Annotated in this window: 18 protein-coding genes and 1 pseudogene; 12 read left to right on the top strand and 7 right to left on the bottom strand. The window is 64.4% G+C overall.

Features of this window, described 5'->3' with window-relative positions:
- The first annotated feature begins 36 nt into the window (after positions 1 to 36).
- Positions 37 to 2565 (top strand): ATP-dependent helicase HrpB, encoded by a 2529-nt coding sequence (gene hrpB / locus ACLEJP_RS22510; RefSeq protein ID WP_440810044.1) that lies wholly within the window; start codon positions 37 to 39, stop codon positions 2563 to 2565.
- Positions 2566 to 2579: 14 nt separating this feature from the next.
- Here hrpB and ACLEJP_RS22505 read toward each other — a convergent pair whose 3' ends face one another.
- Positions 2580 to 3074 (bottom strand): hypothetical protein, encoded by a 495-nt coding sequence (locus tag ACLEJP_RS22505; RefSeq protein WP_440810041.1) that lies wholly within the window; start codon positions 3072 to 3074, stop codon positions 2580 to 2582.
- A gap of 22 nt (positions 3075 to 3096) precedes the next feature.
- On the bottom strand, positions 3097 to 3588 hold the full coding sequence (locus ACLEJP_RS22500; protein WP_440810038.1) for a hypothetical protein: 492 nt from the start codon (positions 3586 to 3588) through the stop codon (positions 3097 to 3099).
- A 191-nt stretch (positions 3589 to 3779) separates the two neighbouring features.
- On the opposite strand from ACLEJP_RS22500, the pseudogene ACLEJP_RS22495 reads away from it, so the two are divergent.
- A pseudogene (locus ACLEJP_RS22495) lies at positions 3780 to 3854 on the top strand (hypothetical protein); the annotation flags it as partial.
- A 205-nt stretch (positions 3855 to 4059) separates the two neighbouring features.
- On the top strand, positions 4060 to 4509 hold the full coding sequence (locus ACLEJP_RS22490) for a hypothetical protein (protein ID WP_440810035.1): 450 nt from the start codon (positions 4060 to 4062) through the stop codon (positions 4507 to 4509).
- Between the two features lie 106 nt (positions 4510 to 4615).
- On the opposite strand, the gene ACLEJP_RS22485 is transcribed toward ACLEJP_RS22490, so the two are convergent.
- Complete coding sequence (locus ACLEJP_RS22485; RefSeq protein ID WP_440810033.1) at positions 4616 to 5272, bottom strand: YciC family protein; 657 nt, start codon at positions 5270 to 5272, stop codon at positions 4616 to 4618.
- A 166-nt stretch (positions 5273 to 5438) separates the two neighbouring features.
- Here ACLEJP_RS22485 and ACLEJP_RS22480 point away from each other — a divergent pair, with 166 nt between their 5' ends.
- The 3 genes from ACLEJP_RS22480 to ACLEJP_RS22470 all read left to right on the top strand — a co-directional run bounded on the left by ACLEJP_RS22480 (position 5439) and on the right by ACLEJP_RS22470 (position 7435).
- Positions 5439 to 6194 (top strand): DUF2076 domain-containing protein, encoded by a 756-nt coding sequence (locus ACLEJP_RS22480; RefSeq protein ID WP_440810031.1) that lies wholly within the window; start codon positions 5439 to 5441, stop codon positions 6192 to 6194.
- Positions 6195 to 6339: 145 nt separating this feature from the next.
- Positions 6340 to 6819 (top strand): NYN domain-containing protein, encoded by a 480-nt coding sequence (locus ACLEJP_RS22475; protein ID WP_225779344.1) that lies wholly within the window; start codon positions 6340 to 6342, stop codon positions 6817 to 6819.
- Between the two features lie 10 nt (positions 6820 to 6829).
- Positions 6830 to 7435, top strand: a complete 606-nt coding sequence (locus ACLEJP_RS22470; protein ID WP_440810028.1) for a 3'-5' exonuclease — start codon at positions 6830 to 6832, stop codon at positions 7433 to 7435.
- Here ACLEJP_RS22470 and ACLEJP_RS22465 read toward each other — a convergent pair.
- Positions 7432 to 7881 (bottom strand): Lrp/AsnC family transcriptional regulator, encoded by a 450-nt coding sequence (locus ACLEJP_RS22465; protein WP_225779342.1) that lies wholly within the window; start codon positions 7879 to 7881, stop codon positions 7432 to 7434. The two genes, ACLEJP_RS22470 and ACLEJP_RS22465, sit on opposite strands and share 4 nt — an antisense overlap.
- Positions 7882 to 8035: 154 nt before the next feature.
- On the opposite strand from ACLEJP_RS22465, the gene yedA reads away from it, so the two are divergent.
- Both yedA and ACLEJP_RS22455 read left to right on the top strand, forming a co-directional pair.
- Positions 8036 to 8956 (top strand): drug/metabolite exporter YedA, encoded by a 921-nt coding sequence (gene yedA, locus ACLEJP_RS22460; RefSeq protein WP_186686629.1) that lies wholly within the window; start codon positions 8036 to 8038, stop codon positions 8954 to 8956.
- Positions 8957 to 9011: 55 nt separating this feature from the next.
- Positions 9012 to 10343 (top strand): DEAD/DEAH box helicase, encoded by a 1332-nt coding sequence (locus tag ACLEJP_RS22455; protein ID WP_225779341.1) that lies wholly within the window; start codon positions 9012 to 9014, stop codon positions 10341 to 10343.
- A gap of 120 nt (positions 10344 to 10463) precedes the next feature.
- Here the strand turns inward: ACLEJP_RS22455 and ACLEJP_RS22450 are convergent, their stop codons facing one another.
- The 3 genes from ACLEJP_RS22450 to ACLEJP_RS22440 form a co-directional block, all read right to left on the bottom strand.
- The gene (locus ACLEJP_RS22450; RefSeq protein WP_440810023.1) at positions 10464 to 11699 is read right to left on the bottom strand and encodes a TIGR03862 family flavoprotein; all 1236 of its coding nucleotides are present in this window, start codon (positions 11697 to 11699) and stop codon (positions 10464 to 10466) included.
- Between the two features lie 148 nt (positions 11700 to 11847).
- Positions 11848 to 12762, bottom strand: a complete 915-nt coding sequence (locus ACLEJP_RS22445) for a histone deacetylase family protein (protein WP_440810021.1) — start codon at positions 12760 to 12762, stop codon at positions 11848 to 11850.
- Between the two features lie 131 nt (positions 12763 to 12893).
- Complete coding sequence (locus tag ACLEJP_RS22440) at positions 12894 to 13580, bottom strand: histidine phosphatase family protein (protein WP_440810020.1); 687 nt, start codon at positions 13578 to 13580, stop codon at positions 12894 to 12896.
- A 182-nt stretch (positions 13581 to 13762) separates the two neighbouring features.
- Between ACLEJP_RS22440 and ACLEJP_RS22435 the strand changes: the two genes are divergently transcribed.
- The 4 genes from ACLEJP_RS22435 to ACLEJP_RS22420 all read left to right on the top strand — a co-directional run bounded on the left by ACLEJP_RS22435 (position 13763) and on the right by ACLEJP_RS22420 (position 17028).
- Positions 13763 to 14332: a GNAT family N-acetyltransferase gene (locus ACLEJP_RS22435; RefSeq protein ID WP_440810018.1), complete on the top strand. Its 570-nt coding sequence runs from the start codon at positions 13763 to 13765 to the stop codon at positions 14330 to 14332.
- A 95-nt stretch (positions 14333 to 14427) separates the two neighbouring features.
- A complete protein-coding gene (tesB, locus tag ACLEJP_RS22430; RefSeq protein ID WP_440810016.1) occupies positions 14428 to 15297 on the top strand; it encodes an acyl-CoA thioesterase II in 870 nt (289 codons plus the stop codon).
- Entirely contained in the window at positions 15294 to 15884 is a 591-nt protein-coding gene (locus ACLEJP_RS22425; RefSeq protein WP_225779335.1) for an HAD family hydrolase, read from the top strand. Before tesB ends, ACLEJP_RS22425 begins: the two co-directional genes overlap by 4 nt.
- A 133-nt stretch (positions 15885 to 16017) precedes the next feature.
- Positions 16018 to 17028 (top strand): zinc-dependent alcohol dehydrogenase family protein, encoded by a 1011-nt coding sequence (locus tag ACLEJP_RS22420; RefSeq protein ID WP_440810013.1) that lies wholly within the window; start codon positions 16018 to 16020, stop codon positions 17026 to 17028.
- Positions 17029 to 17045 lie beyond the last annotated feature (17 nt).

Genomic DNA, 17045 nt, shown 5'->3' with positions numbered 1-17045 from the left:
TCGCCGTTATACTCGCGGGATTGTTCGAGGACCACCATGATTTCATTACCGATCGATGTTGTCTTGCCCGCCTTGCGCCAGGCCTTGGAAAACCGTGACGAAGCGGTACTCGAGGCGCCACCCGGCGCCGGCAAGACTACCCGCGTACCGTTGGCGCTGCTAAACGAGCCCTGGCTGGCCGGGCAGAGCATTCTCATGCTCGAGCCTCGGCGCCTGGCGGCCCGGGCGGCGGCCGAGCGCCTGGCCAGCGAGCTGGGCGAGAAGGTTGGCGAAACGGTTGGCTACCGCATTCGGCTGGACAGCAAGGTCGGGCCAAAAACCCGCATCGAGGTGGTGACCGAAGGCATCCTCACCCGCCGCCTGCAGGCCGACCCGGCGCTGGAGGGGGTGGGGCTGCTGATCTTCGACGAGTTCCACGAGCGCAGCCTTGACGCCGACCTGGCCCTGGCGCTGAGCCTGAACGGCCGCGAGTTGCTGCGAGACGACCCGCCACTGAAGATTCTGCTGATGTCTGCGACGCTGGAGGGGGAGCGCCTGTCGCGGTTGCTGGACGATGCCCCGGTGGTCAGCAGCCAGGGCCGTATGCACCCGGTGGATATCCGCTGGGGGCGCCCCTTCCAGCCGGGCGAGTTCGTCGAGCCACGGGTGGTGGACAGCGTGTTGCAGGCGTTGGCCGAGCAGGCCGGTAGCGTGCTGGTGTTCCTGCCTGGCCAGGCCGAGATACGCCGGGTGCACCAGAGCCTGCAGGAGGCGCTGGCTGAACGGCCCGAGGTCCTGCTGTGCCCGTTGCACGGCGAACTCGACCTCGATACCCAGCGCGCCGCCATCGATCCGGCGCCCAAGGGCCTGCGCAAGGTGGTGCTGGCCACCAATATCGCCGAGACCAGCCTGACCATCGACGGCGTACGCGTGGTGATCGATGCCGGCCTGGCCAGGGTCCCGCGCTTCGACCCCGGCAGCGGCATGACCCGCCTGGACACCCAGCGCATCTCGCGCGCCAGCGTCACCCAGCGCGCCGGGCGTGCCGGCCGCCTGGAGCCCGGCGTGTGCTACCGATTGTGGTCCGAGGCTCAGCATGAGCAGCTGGCCGCCCACGGCAGTGCCGAAATCCTGCAGGCCGACCTGGCCGGCCTGGCCTTGCAACTGGCACGCTGGGGCGTGACGCCCGAGCAGTTGCGCTGGCTGGACCAGCCACCGGCCGCCGCGTTCGCCCAGGCCCAGGACCTGCTGGCACGGCTCAATGCCTACAAGCCCGGCAGCCGCCACAGCCTCAGCGAACATGGCCAGGCCATGGCCGAGCTGCCGGCACACCCCCGTATCGCGCATTTGCTGCTGCGCGGGCAGGACCTGGGCTTGGCACAGATGGCCTGTGACGTCGCAGCGCTACTGGGCGAGCGGGATATTCAGCGGGGCGGCGGTGCCGACCTGCATGGCCGGTTGGCGCTGGTCAGCGGCGAAAGCAAGGCCGCCCGTGGCAGCCAGGGCGGCGTGCAGCGGGCCCGCCAGCTGGCGCGCCAGTACCGTGGTTTGCTGCGTGGCAAGCCAGCCGCGCCTGTGGCCGACCCGGACCACCCGCGGTGGCTGGGTGCCTTGCTGGCCCTGGCCTACCCTGACCGCGTCGCCCAGCAACGTCGCGAGGGCGGCGCGGAGTACCGGCTGGCCAATGGCCGTGCGGCGTTGTTTGCCGAGGTCGATGCGTTGATGAAGTGCCCCTGGTTGGTGGTCGCCGACCTGGGCAGCCGCCAGGGCCAGCGTGAAGAACGTATCTACCTGGCGGCGGAATTCGACCCGGCACTGCTCGATGGTGTACTCGCCGAGCAGGTGGAACGGGTTGATCTGCTCGATTGGGACGAACGCGAGCAGGTGTTGCGCGCCGAGCGTCAGGTCAAGGTTGGCGAGCTGGTCCTCAGTCGCGAGCCGCTGCCCGGCCTGGACGATGAGGCGCGGGCCCGCGCGCTGCTTGCTCTGGTCCGGCGCAAGGGGCTGAACCTTCTGAGCTGGACGCCGGAACTGCGCCAATGGCAGGCACGCGTGGCGCTGTTGCGCCAGCTCGACCTGGCCAGGGAGGGCCACAGCGAATGGCCCGACCTGAGCGACGAAGCCTTGCTCGCCAGCCTGGAAGACTGGCTGCAGCCGTACCTGGGCAAAGTATCACGCCTCAGCCATTTCGCCGCGCTGGACCTGCCTTCGATGCTGCGCAACCTGTTGCCCTGGCCGTTGCCGCAGCGCCTGGAAGAACAGGCCCCCGCGCACCTGGCAGTGCCGTCCGGGTCGAATATCCGCCTGGATTACAGCGAAAACCCACCGATCCTCGCGGTGCGCCTGCAGGAGCTGTTCGGCCTGGCCGACACGCCACGCATCGCCAATGGCCGCCTGCAGGTCAAGCTGCACCTGTTGTCACCGGCACGCAGGCCGGTGCAGGTGACCCAGGACCTGGCCAACTTCTGGCGTACCACCTATGCCGAAGTGAAGAAGGACCTGAAAGGACGTTACCCGAAGCATTATTGGCCGGATGACCCGTTGGTGGCCGAAGCTACCGCACGGGCGAAGCCGCGCGGCACCTGAAGCGAGCGGACAACTCAGTTTGGCAGGCTACGTTCGATTACAAACTCGTGTAGCCCGCCTTCGCCTACGGTGAGATAAGCCCTATCGTCGCAATCAAAAGTTTCCGTGGCCTTAGCCTTCACCTGGTGTCCCAAATGGTCGCGCCAGCGGCATCGAATGAAGCGCTCTGTGACTTCCAGGGGTTCGAGCTTGAAGTAGTCGCCTTGGGTAATTGGCAAGTAAAGGCCCAGGTAACCGTTATCGCTGATCATCAGCTGTCGTTTCACGGCGTAATGGGTGCTGAAGATATGATGATGCAGTCGATCATTGGTCTTGGAATGAAAACTGAAGCTGAACCTGGTCGCTTTATCGCCCCCAGACTCCAACCAATCGTTGGCGATCAGACTTGCTACAGGGATATCGGTTGCTTTGCTGAGATGGATCGGGATCTTGCGATCCCCATGAATCATGTAAATGCGGCCAAGAAAACTCTGTTCCGGCCAGGAAGTGTCACTGGAAGTATTTTCCATCGGAGTGCTCCACCCGTAAGGTTCAGTTTGTCGGTTTCAGCAGGAAGGTCACGATTTGACCCTCGTCGACGTTCAGCAGGTACACCGTGTTGCCGCTATGGTGGGGGGTATCGGGTATGGCTCCCACCCTGTGTCCGCGGTGGTCGCGCAGATGGCAGAGCAGCCCTTCGGCGCTCAGTTGCAGCGGCTCGATCTTCCAGAAATCGGTGACTTCGGCATGCCAGTAGAAACCCAGGTAACCGTTGCGGCTGACACCGAGTTTCTTCGTTTCCGGGTTGCCTGGAATGCTGATGTGGTAATGCAGGCGATTCTCGCCGCGTGATTCGAAGTGAAAGTCCATCACCGGCGAGTCCTGCTGGCCACCTGCCTGCAACCAGTCGTCTTCTGGGGTGAAACCCCAGGAAAATTTGTCGTTGTTTCGGCTCAGGCGCAGCGGGATTTGCGAGTCCAAGGCATGCAGGTACAACTTGCCGCGAAACGACTTGGCGTAGCCCGCGAGAACGTGTTCGTCCATGGTGTGCTCCTGTGTAGGTACTCAAGGTTCATCACCTTAATGCCAGGGCTGGGCACTTACGCAGAACGAAGACTTTCCTTCATGGCCTCGCCGCGAGATTCGCCTTCCAGCAACATGAACAGGCGGTACAGCACCACGGTGCTGAACAGCTACAGGAAGCCGCTGAGGCTGTCCATGGCCAGCTCCATGGCGGGCGTTGGCCGAAGCACTATTGGCCGGATGACCCATTGGTGGCCAAGGCGACGGCACGTGCCAAACCTCGATGAGCATGAGGGGAGCTTTGGCACTCAAGGCCGCGGGGGCACCGCACAGCGCGGGTCATGTGGCGTTTGTAGGAATGTCCGGCATGTGAGGCTACCGAACGGGAAACCTTTCGTGCTGCTGTTGGGGCCAGCAATGAACAGAATGGAGTGAGGCGTCGTCCGCTGATCGTCCGCTGCCCTTCTTTCTCTTCTCAGGAGGCTCTACACGATGAAGCTCAGCGATATCTCCACCGATGATCCGATGTCCTTCGAGGCACTGAAACTTTTCGATTGCACCATCCATGCGCTTCACCAGGGAGTCGCCTATCCGATAGTGCTCAGCGTAGAGGAGGACTATGCCGAATCCATCGTCCCAGGGCGTTGGGACTGGCTGATCAAAGGCGACCCTGGCCAAGCGTATGACGACGACCGTCGTATCTTCAAATTTCTTTTCCGCTCAAGAACCAGTGATCGGTTGCACTACCTGATTGGTGGTACTTCAAGCCGCAACGGGCGCCGGCTGGCCTGTAGCCATAAAGGCTATGTAGGTATGTATACCGCTGCTGATGCCATCAACATCTTCAAGCTCCAACCGCTTGCGTGGGATGGACAGCAGCTTCGTTGCCGGTGGCGAGACCACCTTGGGCACACCTGTGGAAATAGGCGACAACCCGAGTGATGGTAGAAGTTACGATCGGCAAGGTGGTTATATCGATCATCTGAACGTCGATATCACCGGTACTACCGAGTTCCTGATAACACCAATCGGGTGAGCCTGCTGCAGGTCAACGGCCAGGCAGGGCTTCCAGCAGCATGAACAGCCGATACAGCACTACCGTGCTGAACAGCTGCAGGAACCCGCTCAGGCTATCCAAGGCCAATTCAACCCCTGGTGCTGGCTCGGGGAAGGCCATCAGCAGCAGCCCGTCGATCAGCCAGATCGGTGCCAGCACGCCGACCACGCAAATCATGATGCGCATGAAATGCCCAGTGGTCATGCTGGCGCTTTCGCGCATTGCCTGCACCACCGACCGGCCGCGCAATACCAGCAAGTACTCGGCGAATACCAGGTTGATCATGATCCACACGCCCGGGAAGATGAATAGCGCAAGGCCCGCCATGATCAGCAGCGAACTGATCAGTATCAGCAGTGCGAGTTGCGGCCACAGTTGCACGGCACGCGCGAACAGGTCGCGCTTGGGTGTTTCCTGGCGATTGCTGCGGGTATCGAGGTACAGGATCAGCGCGGCGCTGTACAGCGGGTAGAACAGCAGGCTGACCAGCATGCCGTAGGCCGGCGATGCCTGGTCGCCCATCTGCCGGTACAGCAGCTGGGTGAGCAGGGCTTCCAGCACCACCAGCGGCAGGCACAGCTGGAGGATGTTCGGTAGGTGGCGGCGGAAGAAATACAGGGAGTCGCGCAGGACGCTCAGCGGATTCATCGGTCAACATCGCATGACAGTAAAAACAGGGAGCTAACTTTAGCCCAAAGCAGGCTTGTGGCTGTCATATGCTGAAAAAAGTTTCACGCCGCCGTAATTGAATCCCCCGCCTGCACACCTCATCTTTGACGCTATCCGTTGTCCTGCTACCCCACGAGGTCGCCCCATGAATACCGAAGAACAAACCCTGATCGACGGCCTGTTCAGCCGTATCAAGCAAGCCGAGGACCCGAGCCAGCCACGTGACGCTCAGGCTCAGGCACGCATCGAGGAGCATGTGCGCCAGCAGCCGGCGGCACCTTACTACATGGCCCAGGCGATCCTGGTCCAGGAGGCTGCGATCAAGCGCCTCGACGAGCAGAACAAGCAACTCGAAGCCGAACTGAAGCAGGCGCGTGCCCAGGCTGAAGCCGCACGCGCCAGCAGTGCGCCAGGCAGTGGTGGCGGTGGTTTCCTTTCCAGCATTTTTGGTTCGGGCGGCCGCAATGCTGCTCCGGCCGTGCAACCGCAACCAGTCGCTGCCGCCCCGGCGCCATCGACTGGCGGCTGGCGCGAACCGGCGGCCCCCGGCTATTCCCAACCACAAATGCAGCAGCCCGGTTTTGCCGCCGCACCGGCGCGCAGTGGTGCCAGCAGTTTCCTGGGGGGGGCGATGCAGACTGCAGCCGGCGTGGCCGGCGGTGTCTTGCTGGCGCAGGGCATCAGCAGCCTGTTCCATCATGATGTGCAGCCGCAGGAGGTGGTTGAAGTGATCAAGGAAGAGCCGGCACCCGCCAGTGACAGCGGTGGCTGGAACGATTCGGGCGCACAGCAGCACGTAGCCGACAATGGTGGCTGGGGCAGTGACCAAGGTGGTTATGCCGACACTGATTATGGCAGCGATGATGGCGGGTTCTTCGCGGACGACGATTCGTACGTCTGACAGGTCTGGCATACTGCTGGCATTTCCGGGGGCGCTTGGCGCCCCTTTCGCGGCACAAGGCCGTTCCTACCGCAGGAGCGGCCTTGCTTCGTGAAAGGGCTGCAACGCAGCCCCCGGATCCCCAGACCGGATATGAGGCTTCAGGGTGAAAAAGATCGCGCTGTTCGCCGATGTGCAGAACCTCTACTACACCGTGCGTCAGGCCCACGGTTGCCATTTCAACTACACCGCGTTGTGGAACGCGGTCAGCCGCGAAGGCCAGATCGTCGAGGCCGTGGCGTATGCCATCGACCGTGGCGACAGCAAGCAGCAACAGTTCCAGCAGATCTTGCGCAACCTCGGTTTCGATGTGCGGCTCAAGCCTTTCATCCAGCGTAGCGACGGTTCGGCCAAAGGTGACTGGGACGTGGGCATTACCCTGGACGTGATGGATGCCGCCAGCCACGTCGACCAGGTGGTGCTGGCCTCTGGCGACGGCGATTTCGACCTCCTGCTGGAGCGGGTGATCCAGCGTCATGGCACCGAGGCGGTGGTGTATGGTGTGCCCGGCCTCACGGCACTCTCGCTGATCCGTGCCGCCACCCGCTATGTACCCATCGAGGGTGCGCTGTTGCTCAAACACTGAGGCCCCTTGCATGGAACGTATCGCCGTCATCGACTTTGAAACCACCGGCATCAGCCCCGGCGCCGGCTGCCGCGCCACCGAGGTGGCGGTAGTGATGCTGGAGCGCGGACGCATCGTCGAGCGCTACCAGAGCCTGATGAACGCGGGGGTTGCAGTGCCGGCTTTCGTCGCCGGGCTGACCGGTATCACCACCGCCATGTTGCGCAGTGCGCCGCCGGTCGACCAGGTGATGAACGAAGTGGCCGATTTTGTGGGAAGCACGCCGCTGCTCGCGCACAACGCCGCGTTCGATCAGAAGTTCTGGGACTATGAACTGAGCCGCATCGGCCGTAGCCGTAGCCAGGCCTTCGCCTGTTCCCTGCTGCTGTCCCGGCGCCTGCTGCCGGCGGCACCGAACCACAAGCTGGGCACCTTGACCCGCTGGGCCGGGCTGCCGCATACCGGGACCGCGCACCGGGCCATGGCCGATGCCGAAATGGCTGCCAACCTGTTGCAGCACCTGGCCGGCGTGCTGCGCCAGAGCCATGGTGTGCAGCAATTGTCCCACGAGCTGCTTTGCCGCCTGCAGAAAACCCCTGCGGCGAAGGTGCGCGACACCCTGGCCAGGTTCTGTTAGGCCTTCCTTTCCAGTTGCGCCAGCGGCACTCGCCGCTCCACGGCACTGGAAAGAATGATCGAGGTTTTGCTGAAGCCGAACTGCGCGACCCGGTTGATCAGTTCCTCCAGCTCGGGCATCGAGCCCACCGCGGCCTGCATGATCACGCAGGGGTCACCGGTGACCCGGTGGCATTCGGTCAGCTGGGGGATCTGCGTCAAGGCTTCATAGGCCTGCTGGTTACCGTGGCTGGCCAGGCGCAGTTCGATCACACACTGGATCGGCAGGCCGATCTTGCTCATGTCGACCTTGGCCTGGTAGCCGGTAATGACCCCGCTGGCCTCCAGCTTGGCCACCCGCTCGGCCACCGCTGGCGCCGACAGGTTCACCTGGCGCGCCAGTTGCGCGAAGGTGGCGCGGCCGTTGTCGAGCAGGGCGGCGAGCAGCATGCGGTCGTATTTGTCCATGGGGTGTTCCTGCCTGGTTTCGATTCGTTGGAAAAATGCCCGAATAACCATCAAATGCAAAGTGTTCTGGCGTTTTAAAGCAGTTTTGTAACTTAAGTTTACTCAGCATGCTTTCTAAACTAAGCCACCCGTAAACGGATTTCGAGTGTGCCTCATGCCTGCCTCCCGTCGCTTCCCCTTGTTGCTCATCGGCGCTTTCCTGGCCTTGTACCTGGTCTGGGGTTCTACCTACCTGTTCATCCGTATTGGCGTCGAAAGCTGGCCGCCGATGCTCATGGCCGGGGTGCGCTTCCTGATTGCCGGTGGCCTGCTGTATGGCTTCCTGCGCTGGCGCGGCGTGCCGGCGCCGACCTGGCCGCAGTGGCGGGCGGCGGGGGCGATCGGTTTCCTGCTGCTCAGTTGCGGCAACGGCGGTGTGACCGTGGCCGAGCATGCCGGGGTGGCCTCGGGCGTGGCGGCGCTGGCAGTGGCAACGGTGCCGCTGTTTACCTTGCTGTTCGGCCTGCTGTTCGGGCACCGCAACTCCAGGCTGGAGTGGGCGGGCATCGCCCTCGGGCTGGTGGGTATCGGCCTGCTGAACCTGGGCTCCAACCTGCAGGCCAGCCCGATTGGCGCAGCGCTGATCATTTTTGCCGCAGCGTCCTGGGCATTCGGCTCGGTGTGGAGCAAGACCCTGCCGTTACCCCAGGGGCCGATGGCCAGTGCCGCGGAAATGCTGGTCGGCGGTGCCGTGCTGTTGCTGGGCAGCGTGCTGTCTGGCGAGCGCATGACGCAGATGCCTAGCGCCGCCGGCTGGGGAGCGTTGGCCTACCTGGTATTGTTCGGCTCGATCCTGGCCTTCAGTGCCTACATGTACCTGCTCAAGCATGTGCGCCCGGCGGCGGCTACCAGCTATGCCTACGTCAACCCGGCGGTGGCGGTGCTGCTGGGCATCGTCTTCGCCGGCGAGCAGATCGGTGCCGAAGAGTGCGTGGCCATGGCGGTGATCATCGGCGCGGTGGTGTTGATCGGCCTGCCGCAGTGGCGCAGGGCGCCTGAACCGGCGCAACCGCTGAAAGGTGAAATCTGCAAGTAGACAGGGGCGATGCGGTAAACTTGCCGCCTTCGCTGAACCCCCTGACGGTATTGCCATGAATTTCGCCAAACTCGGCCTGATCGAACCGCTGCTGCGCACCCTGCAGCAGCTGGACTACACCACCCCGACCCCGGTGCAGGCCAAGGCCATCCCCGCCGTGCTGGCTGGCCGTGACCTGATGGCCGCCGCCCAGACCGGCACCGGCAAGACTGCCGGCTTTGCCTTGCCCGTGCTGCAGCGCCTGGCACTGGAAGGCGAGAAGGTGGCCAGCAACTCGATCCGCGCGCTGGTGCTGGTGCCCACCCGGGAACTGGCCGAGCAGGTGCACAACAATGTGCGCGAATACGCCGAGAACCTGCCGCTGAGCACCTACGCGGTGTACGGCGGGGTCAGCATCAACCCGCAGATGATGCGCCTGCGTCGCGGTGTCGACCTGCTGGTGGCCACCCCGGGGCGTCTGCTCGACCTGTTCCGCCAGAACGCGGTGAAGTTCAACCAGGTACAGACCTTGGTACTCGACGAAGCCGACCGCATGCTCGACCTGGGCTTTGCCGAAGAGCTGCAGTCGGTGTACGCCGCACTGCCACGCAAGCGCCAGACGCTGCTGTTCTCGGCCACCTTCTCCGAGCAGATCCGCATGCTGGCGGGGCTGGCCCTGAATGACCCGCTGAGCATCGAAGTCAGCCCGCGCAATGCCACGGCCAGCAGCGTCAAGCAGTGGCTGGTGCCGGTGGACAAGAAGCGCAAGGTCGACCTGTTCTGCCACCTGCTGCGCAAGCAACGCTGGAAGCAGGTGCTGGTATTCGCCAAGACCCGCAATGGTGTCGACCAACTGGTGGAGCGCTTGCTGGCCGAGGGTGTGAATGCCGACGGCATCCACGGTGACCGCCCGCAAGCCACCCGACAGCGCGCGCTGGACAGCTTCAAGGCCCGCGAAATCCAGGTACTGGTGGCCACCGACGTGGCGGCCCGCGGACTGGATATCGATGATTTGCCCCTGGTGGTCAACCTCGACCTGCCGATCGTTGCCGAGGACTACGTGCACCGCATCGGGCGTACCGGGCGTGCGGGCAACAAGGGCGAGGCGATTTCGCTGGTGTGTGCCGATGAAGTGCAGTTGCTGGGGGCAATCGAAGTGCTGACCCGGCAGACCCTGCCGCGCCATGAGGAGCCGGATTTCATTCCCGACCACCGCGTACCGATGACCGATGCCAGCGGCCAAGTGATCAAGAAGCCGAAGAAGCCCAAGAAGCCGAAGGAAAACAGCGCCAAGCGCGGTTTGGGGCGCTGGATGGACAGTGCCGAGGCGGGCAGTGCGGCGCCCGCGGTGAAGGCGGTGCGCAAGGTGCCGAGCTTCAATGGGGGGCCGCGCAAGCGTAAGCCGTAGCCTGGGGAAGCTTGGCCCCTGTGGGAGCGGGCATGCCCGCGAAGCAGGCACCGCGATGCATGGCACGGGCTTCGCCCGTGTTCGCGGGCACGCCTGCTCCCACAGTGGATCGAGTATGTGTCAGGATTTGAGCCAGTCCGCCGCCGCCCGTCCGGCGCGCAACCCGCTGGCAAAGCACGCCGTCAGCAGATAGCCCCCGGTCGGTGCTTCCCAGTCCAGCATCTCGCCAGCGCAGAACACGCCCGGCATGCGCTGCAGCATCAGGCCGTCATCCAGGGCCTCGAAACGCACCCCTCCTGCGCTGCTGATCGCTTCATCCAGCGGCCGCGTGCGTACCAGCGTGATTGGCAATGCCTTGATCGCCCTGGCCAGTGCGTCAGGGTCGGCAAAGGTCGCCTGATCGGTCAGTTCGCGCAACAGCGCTGCCTTGACCCCATCGATGCCCAGCTGGCTGTGCAGGTGCTTGGCCATGGAGCGCGAGCCCCGCGGCCTGGCCAGCGCCTGGGCGACCTTTTCCAGCGGCTTGTCCGGCAACAGGTCAAGCAGCAACTGCCCTTGGCCGGTACGGTTGATGGCTTCGCGCACCGGCGCTGACCAGGCATACACCAGGCTGCCTTCCACACCCTGCGCCGTGAGAATGAACTCACCTTTGCGCGGCGCGCTGCCAGGGACGCTCAAGGCAATGTTCTTCAACGGCGCACCGGCATACTTTTCCTTGAGCAGCGTGCTCCAGCCGGCCACTTCGAAACCACAATTGCTCGGCCGCAGCGGCGAGATATCCACACCCCGTTCGGCCAGCAGCGCTTGCCAGCTGCCGTCGGAACCCAATCGCGCCCAACTGCCGCCGCCCAGTGCCAATACCACCACGGCCGGGACAAGCAACCGTTCTCCCTGTGGATAAGCCATTCGCAACGCCCCTTCGGCATTCCAGCCCAACCAGCGGTGACGGGTGTGGATAACTACCCCGCTGTCGCGCAGGCGCTTGAGCCAGGCGCGCAGCAAGGGTGCGGCTTTCATGTCGGAGGGGAACACCCGGCCCGAAGTACCGACGAAGGTCTCGATGCCCAGGCCATGAATCCACTGGCGCAAGGCCTCGGCGTCGAAGTCGCGCAGCAGGGTGCCGATCTCGCCCTGGCGCTCGGCATAACGGCCGACGAAGGCCGGGTAAGGCTCGGAATGGGTGATGTTCATGCCGCCGACACCGGCCAGCAGGAACTTGCGGCCGACCGAGGGCATGGCATCGAATACTTCCACCGTCAGGCCCGCCTGGGCCAGTGCTTCTGCAGCCATCAGGCCGGCGGGGCCAGCGCCGATGACGGCAGCAAGGGAAGGGGCGACGGGTTTCAGATCGGACATGGTGGGCAGCAGGCTGTGGAAAAGAGCCGCATTCTAGCGCAGCGTGGCCCCTGGAAGCACTGATCAAAAAATGATCATATGCTTGCAGGCCTCGTCCATCAAGGGCTGCAGCGCCTTTCCCGCAGGTTATCCACAAGCGGCTCCACAGTCATTGTGAACAACCGATGACACGGGCCGCACTGTGGTGGAGGATGCCATGACGCCGGGCCAGCGCTACCCGGTCCTTGCTGTAACCGCCGCCGATCACGCCCACCACCGGGATGTCGCGGCCCAGGCAGTGGCGCAGCACCGCTTCGTCACGGGCGGCAACGCCTGTGTCGGTCAGTTGCAGGTAGCCCAGGGCGTCGTCCTTGTGCACATCGACCCCGGCGTCGTACAGCACCAGGTCGGGACGATAGAGCGGCAGCAGGTAGTTCAGGGCATCGTCGACCACCTTCAGGTAGGCCGCGTCACCCATGCCGCGTGGCAAGGGGATGTCCCAGTCGCTTTGTGCCTTGCGTGCCGGGAAGTTCTGTTCGCAGTGCAGTGATACGGTGATGGCGTCTGGCGTGTCGTGCAGGATGCGCGCGGTGCCGTCGCCCTGGTGCACATCGCAGTCGAAGATCAGCACCCGGTGGACCCGGCCGGCTTCCAGCAGGTAGCGGCTGATCACCGCCAGGTCGTTGAAGATGCAGAAGCCGGCAGGGTGATCGTAATGGGCATGGTGGGTGCCACCGGCAAGGTGGCAGGCGATGCCGTGCTGCAGCGCCATCTCGGCGCTCAGCAACGAGCCACCTACCGCGCGCACGGTGCGCCGGGCCAGGGCTTCGCTCCAGGGCAGGCCGAGGCGACGTTGGTCCTCGCGTGACAGGTCACCGTTCAGGTAGCGCTCGATGTAGCTGCGGTCATGAGCCAGGGCGAGGATGTCGTTGGGGCAGATGTCCGGGCGCAGCAGGGCCTGGTCGGTGGTCAGCCCGCTGTCGACCAGGTGGTCGCGCAGCAGGCGGAACTTGTCCATCGGAAAGCGGTGCTCGGCAGGGAACTCCGGGCTGTAGTCGTCGTGGTAGATCAGCGGCAGCGGCATGGCGGTTTCGCAATCGGGGCCAGTGCTGATCTTGCCAGTTCCGGGGTGGCGCTTCTATCGCAAGTGCGCACGTTGCAGGAGCGGCCTTGCGTCGCGAAAGGGCTGCGCAGCGGCCCCGGCGAGGCGCATTGTCATTTCGCAATACTGGCCAGTACGCGCTGCCAGTCGGGCTCGTTCAGGCGCCCGAGGATGCGCGCCTTGCCATGGCCATCCACCGAGACGAACAGCGCGCTGGCATAGCCACTTTCACGCTCGCCACCCACCACCTTTTGCTGGCGGGCAAAATGGTCGATGCAACCATTGTGGGTCACCAGCACCAGGTTATGCCCGGGCCGCTTGCGGGCCATCGCTTCACGCGCGAACTGGCTGTCACACCCTTCCAGCCAGTCCTCACTGGCCACCGCCTGGCCCAGGATGAAATGCGCGGTTTGCTGCGTGCGCAGTTTCGGGCTGCTGAGCATGTCGGCGTTGTCCAGGCCTAGCTGGCGCAGGCCTTGGCCGACACGGCTGGCAGCCTGGCTGCCGGCCACGGTGATGCCAGTGGGATCGTCCAGGCATGGCCCGGGGGCGCTGTCGCAGCGCTCGGCGTGGCGGATCATCACGATCACCGCACCGTCGGCCCAGTCCTGCAGCAGGCCGCTGTCACCCAATTGCTGGCCGTTGCCAAGCTCTGCGATATGCGTCCTGGTCGCCAGCCAGGTGGTCAATGCCGCCACGACCATGCACAGGCCAAGCGCGGCACCGAGGCTTTTGCGGGTCAGGCGGCGCTTGCGCCGGGCGTGAATGGCAGTGTGCCCCAGGGTGTTGCTCGATAGCATGTAGTGCTCCGTTGGCATGGCCGCGTATGGCGCGGCGGTGGATGGCGGCATCCTGCCCGGCAGCCTGTCGGGGGGCGGTGAAGGCCATGTGAAAATTGCATTCGGGCGCGTACCGGCTGGGTGAAAGCCGCGCCCGCGCCTACGCTGTAAGATGCAACACCGCAAAACCGGAGCTCGCCCCCATGACCCCAATCCTGCAACTGGAAAGCGCACGGCTGGTGCTGCGCCAATGGCACGACGAAGACCTGCGCGAGTTCGCCGCGATGTGCGCCGACCCGCAGGTGATGCGCTACTTCCCGGCGCCGCTGACACGCCTGGAGGCGGCTGCGCTGATCGGCCGCGTGCGCGGGCATTTCAACGAATACGGCTTCGGCCTGTGGGCACTGGAGCGCAAGGACAGCGGTGCGTTCATTGGCATGACCGGGCTGTTGCACGTCGGCTTCGATGCCCATTTCACACCGGCGGTGGAGATCGGCTGGCGCCTGGCACGCCGCCACTGGGGCCTGGGCTTTGCCAGTGAGGCAGCGTGGACCTGCCTGCGTTGTGCTTTCGCCCAGTTGCGCCTGGAAGAGGTGGTGTCGTTCACTAGCGAGAGTAACCTGCCGTCACAGAAGGTCATGCAGGCCATCGGCATGCAGCAGGACCTGAATGGCAGTTTCCAGCACCCCCGCCTGCCCGTGGACCACCCGCTGCGCCCGCATGTGCTGTACCGCATCGACCGCGCTCACTGGGAGCAGACCCTGCGCGCCTGAATACATGGCCATGCCCGGCAACAATGACAAACCCTGTATCATTTGCCCTCATAACAGCGCTGTAGAGATGTGTTGCCTTGCGAGGAGAACCCCCGATGAGTCATGTGTTGGACGACCTGGTCGACCTGTTGAGCCTCGAGCCCATCGAGGAGAACCTGTTCCGTGGACGCAGCCAGGACCTGGGCTTCCGCCAGTTGTATGGTGGCCAGGTGCTGGGCCAGTCGTTGTCGGCAGCCAGCCAGACGGTTGAAGACGCACGCCACGTACATTCGTTGCACGGTTACTTCCTGCGCCCTGGCGATGCCAGCCTGCCGGTGGTGTATTCGGTGGACCGCGTGCGCGATGGCGGCAGCTTCAGCACGCGACGGGTAACGGCGATCCAGAAAGGCCAGACCATCTTCACCTGCAGCGCCTCGTTCCAGTACGACGAGGAAGGTTTCCAGCACCAGGCCCCCATGCCCGAGGTGGTCGGCCCGGAGAACCTGCCCAGTGAGGTCGAGCTGGCCCGGGCCATGGCCGACCAGTTGCCCGAACGCATCCGTGACAAGGTGCTGTGCGCCAAGCCGATCGAGATTCGCCCGGTCACCGAGCGCGACCCGTTCAACCCCAAGCCTGGCGACCCGGTGAAGTACGCCTGGTTCCGCGCCGACGGCAACCTGCCCGACATTCCGGCCCTGCACAAATACCTGCTGGCCTACGCCTCGGACTTCGGCCTGCTGACCACCGCATTGCTGCCGCATGGCAAATCGGTGTGGCAGCGCGACATGCAGATCGCCAGCCTTGACCATTCGCTGTGGTTCCACGGCAACCTGCGCGCCGATGAGTGGCTGCTGTACGCCACCGATAGTCCCTGGGCGGGCAATGCCCGAGGCTTCTGCCGCGGCAACATCTTCAACCAGGCCGGGCAACTGGTGGCATCGTCGTGCCAGGAAGGCCTGATTCGCCACCGCAAGGACTGGGCATGAGCCTGGGTGAGGTCCGCAACTGGGTGTTCGACATGGACGGCACCCTGACCGTGGCCGTGCATGATTTCGCCGCCATCCGCGTGGCGCTGGACATCCCGGCCGAGCACGACATTCTCACCCACCTGGCGGCCCTGCCCGCGGACGAAGCGGCGGCCAAGCATGCCTGGCTGCTGGAGCACGAGCGCGACCTGGCGGTCGCCTCCACGGCAGCCACCGGGGCGGTGGAACTGGTCCGCGAGCTGGCCGAGCGGGGTTGCCGATTGGGCATTCTGACCCGCAATGCCCGCGAGCTTGCGCATGTGACGCTGGAGGCCATCGGCCTGGCCGACTGCTTCCCTGTCGAGCACATTCTCGGGCGCGACGAAGCAGCGCCCAAGCCGAGCCCGGACGGGTTGCTGAAGATCGCCAGTGCCTGGGGTGTGGCACCCCATGAGCTGGTGATGGTGGGGGATTATCGGTTCGACCTGGACTGTGGCCGTGCGGCAGGGGCGCGCACGGTGCTGGTGAACTTGCCGGACAACCCATGGCCGGAACTGGTGGACTGGCATGCGGCCGATTGCCGGGCACTGAAGGGCATGCTGGGCTGAGTTTTTTTGGCAGTGCTTGCCCTGTCACCGCCAAGCCTGCTGCCACAGGTACTGCCCCACTTCCAGGTCCGCTGGCGCCGAGCCGGACCTGTCTATGCTGAACCTCAATCTTTCCCTGAACGGAGACCTACCCATGACCAGCAAGGCCATCTACGTACAACCTGGCGGCGGCTACGACAAGGTCGAAGTCGGCAGCTACGAGGCCCCTGCACCCCAGGCCGGCGAGATCACCGTTCGCCTGCATGCCAGCTCCCTCAACTACCACGACTTCGCCGTGGTCAGCGGCATGTGGGGGCCGAGCGAGCGGCGGATTCCCATGGCCGATGGTGCGGGTGAAGTGGTCGCAGTGGGTAGCGGTGTAACCGAGTTCCAGGTCGGCGACAATGTGGTCAGCACCTTCTTCCCCGACTGGCTCGATGGCCAGGCCAATGTCGAGGGCTTCGCCAGGGTGCCTGGCGATGGCATTGATGGTTATGCCCGCGAACAGGTCACCGCCCGCGCCAGCGCCTTCACCCTGGCGCCGAAGGGCTTCAGCCACGCCGAAGCCGCTACCCTGACCACCGCCGGCCTCACTGCCTGGCGCGCACTGATGAGCGACGACCACCTCAAGCCCGGCGATACGGTGCTGGTGCAAGGCACCGGTGGCGTGTCGATCTTCGCCCTGCAGTTCGCCAAGCTCGCTGGCGCCACGGTGATCGCCACCTCGTCCAGCGACGTCAAGCTCGAGCGCCTGAAGGCCCTGGGGGCCGATCACCTGATCAACTACAGAAGTACCCCGGCCTGGGGGGAGAAAGCGCGCGAGCTGACCGGCAACCGCGGCGTCGACCATGTGATCGAAGTGGGCGGCCCGGCGACACTGGAGCAGTCGATGATTGCCGCGCGCATCGGTGGGCATGTGTCGTTGATCGGTATCCTCACCGGCGTTGCCGGGCAGCTGCCGCTGGTGCAGGCGTTGGTGCGGCAGATTCGCCTGCAGGGCGTGCTGGTGGGCAGTCGCGCCCAGCAGCAGGCCATGGTGCGGGCGATCGATGCCAATGGCTTGCGGCCAGTGGTGGACAAACATTTCGAGCTGGAACAGATCGTCGAGGCGTTCCGCTACCAGGAAAGCAACCGGCATTTCGGCAAGATCTGCCTGACCTGGTAGCTACGCCTGCCAGGGCA

The sequence above is a fragment of the Pseudomonas sp. SMV7 genome (assembly GCF_052041995.1).
Taxonomy (GTDB): Bacteria; Pseudomonadota; Gammaproteobacteria; order Pseudomonadales; family Pseudomonadaceae; genus Aquipseudomonas.
This window is presented reverse-complemented; position numbering and strand designations above follow the sequence as displayed.

Coding starts and splice junctions, on each gene's coding strand:
- hrpB (WP_440810044.1), top strand. CDS start 37: ATGATTTCATTACCGATCGATGTTGTCTTGCCCGCCTTGCGCCAGGCC.
- ACLEJP_RS22505 (WP_440810041.1), bottom strand. CDS start 3,074: ATGGAAAATACTTCCAGTGACACTTCCTGGCCGGAACAGAGTTTTCTT.
- ACLEJP_RS22500 (WP_440810038.1), bottom strand. CDS start 3,588: ATGGACGAACACGTTCTCGCGGGCTACGCCAAGTCGTTTCGCGGCAAG.
- ACLEJP_RS22490 (WP_440810035.1), top strand. CDS start 4,060: ATGAAGCTCAGCGATATCTCCACCGATGATCCGATGTCCTTCGAGGCA.
- ACLEJP_RS22485 (WP_440810033.1), bottom strand. CDS start 5,272: ATGAATCCGCTGAGCGTCCTGCGCGACTCCCTGTATTTCTTCCGCCGC.
- ACLEJP_RS22480 (WP_440810031.1), top strand. CDS start 5,439: ATGAATACCGAAGAACAAACCCTGATCGACGGCCTGTTCAGCCGTATC.
- ACLEJP_RS22470 (WP_440810028.1), top strand. CDS start 6,830: ATGGAACGTATCGCCGTCATCGACTTTGAAACCACCGGCATCAGCCCC.
- ACLEJP_RS22465 (WP_225779342.1), bottom strand. CDS start 7,881: ATGGACAAATACGACCGCATGCTGCTCGCCGCCCTGCTCGACAACGGC.
- yedA (WP_186686629.1), top strand. CDS start 8,036: ATGCCTGCCTCCCGTCGCTTCCCCTTGTTGCTCATCGGCGCTTTCCTG.
- ACLEJP_RS22455 (WP_225779341.1), top strand. CDS start 9,012: ATGAATTTCGCCAAACTCGGCCTGATCGAACCGCTGCTGCGCACCCTG.
- ACLEJP_RS22450 (WP_440810023.1), bottom strand. CDS start 11,699: ATGTCCGATCTGAAACCCGTCGCCCCTTCCCTTGCTGCCGTCATCGGC.
- ACLEJP_RS22445 (WP_440810021.1), bottom strand. CDS start 12,762: ATGCCGCTGCCGCTGATCTACCACGACGACTACAGCCCGGAGTTCCCT.
- ACLEJP_RS22440 (WP_440810020.1), bottom strand. CDS start 13,580: ATGCTATCGAGCAACACCCTGGGGCACACTGCCATTCACGCCCGGCGC.
- ACLEJP_RS22435 (WP_440810018.1), top strand. CDS start 13,763: ATGACCCCAATCCTGCAACTGGAAAGCGCACGGCTGGTGCTGCGCCAA.
- tesB (WP_440810016.1), top strand. CDS start 14,428: ATGAGTCATGTGTTGGACGACCTGGTCGACCTGTTGAGCCTCGAGCCC.
- ACLEJP_RS22425 (WP_225779335.1), top strand. CDS start 15,294: ATGAGCCTGGGTGAGGTCCGCAACTGGGTGTTCGACATGGACGGCACC.
- ACLEJP_RS22420 (WP_440810013.1), top strand. CDS start 16,018: ATGACCAGCAAGGCCATCTACGTACAACCTGGCGGCGGCTACGACAAG.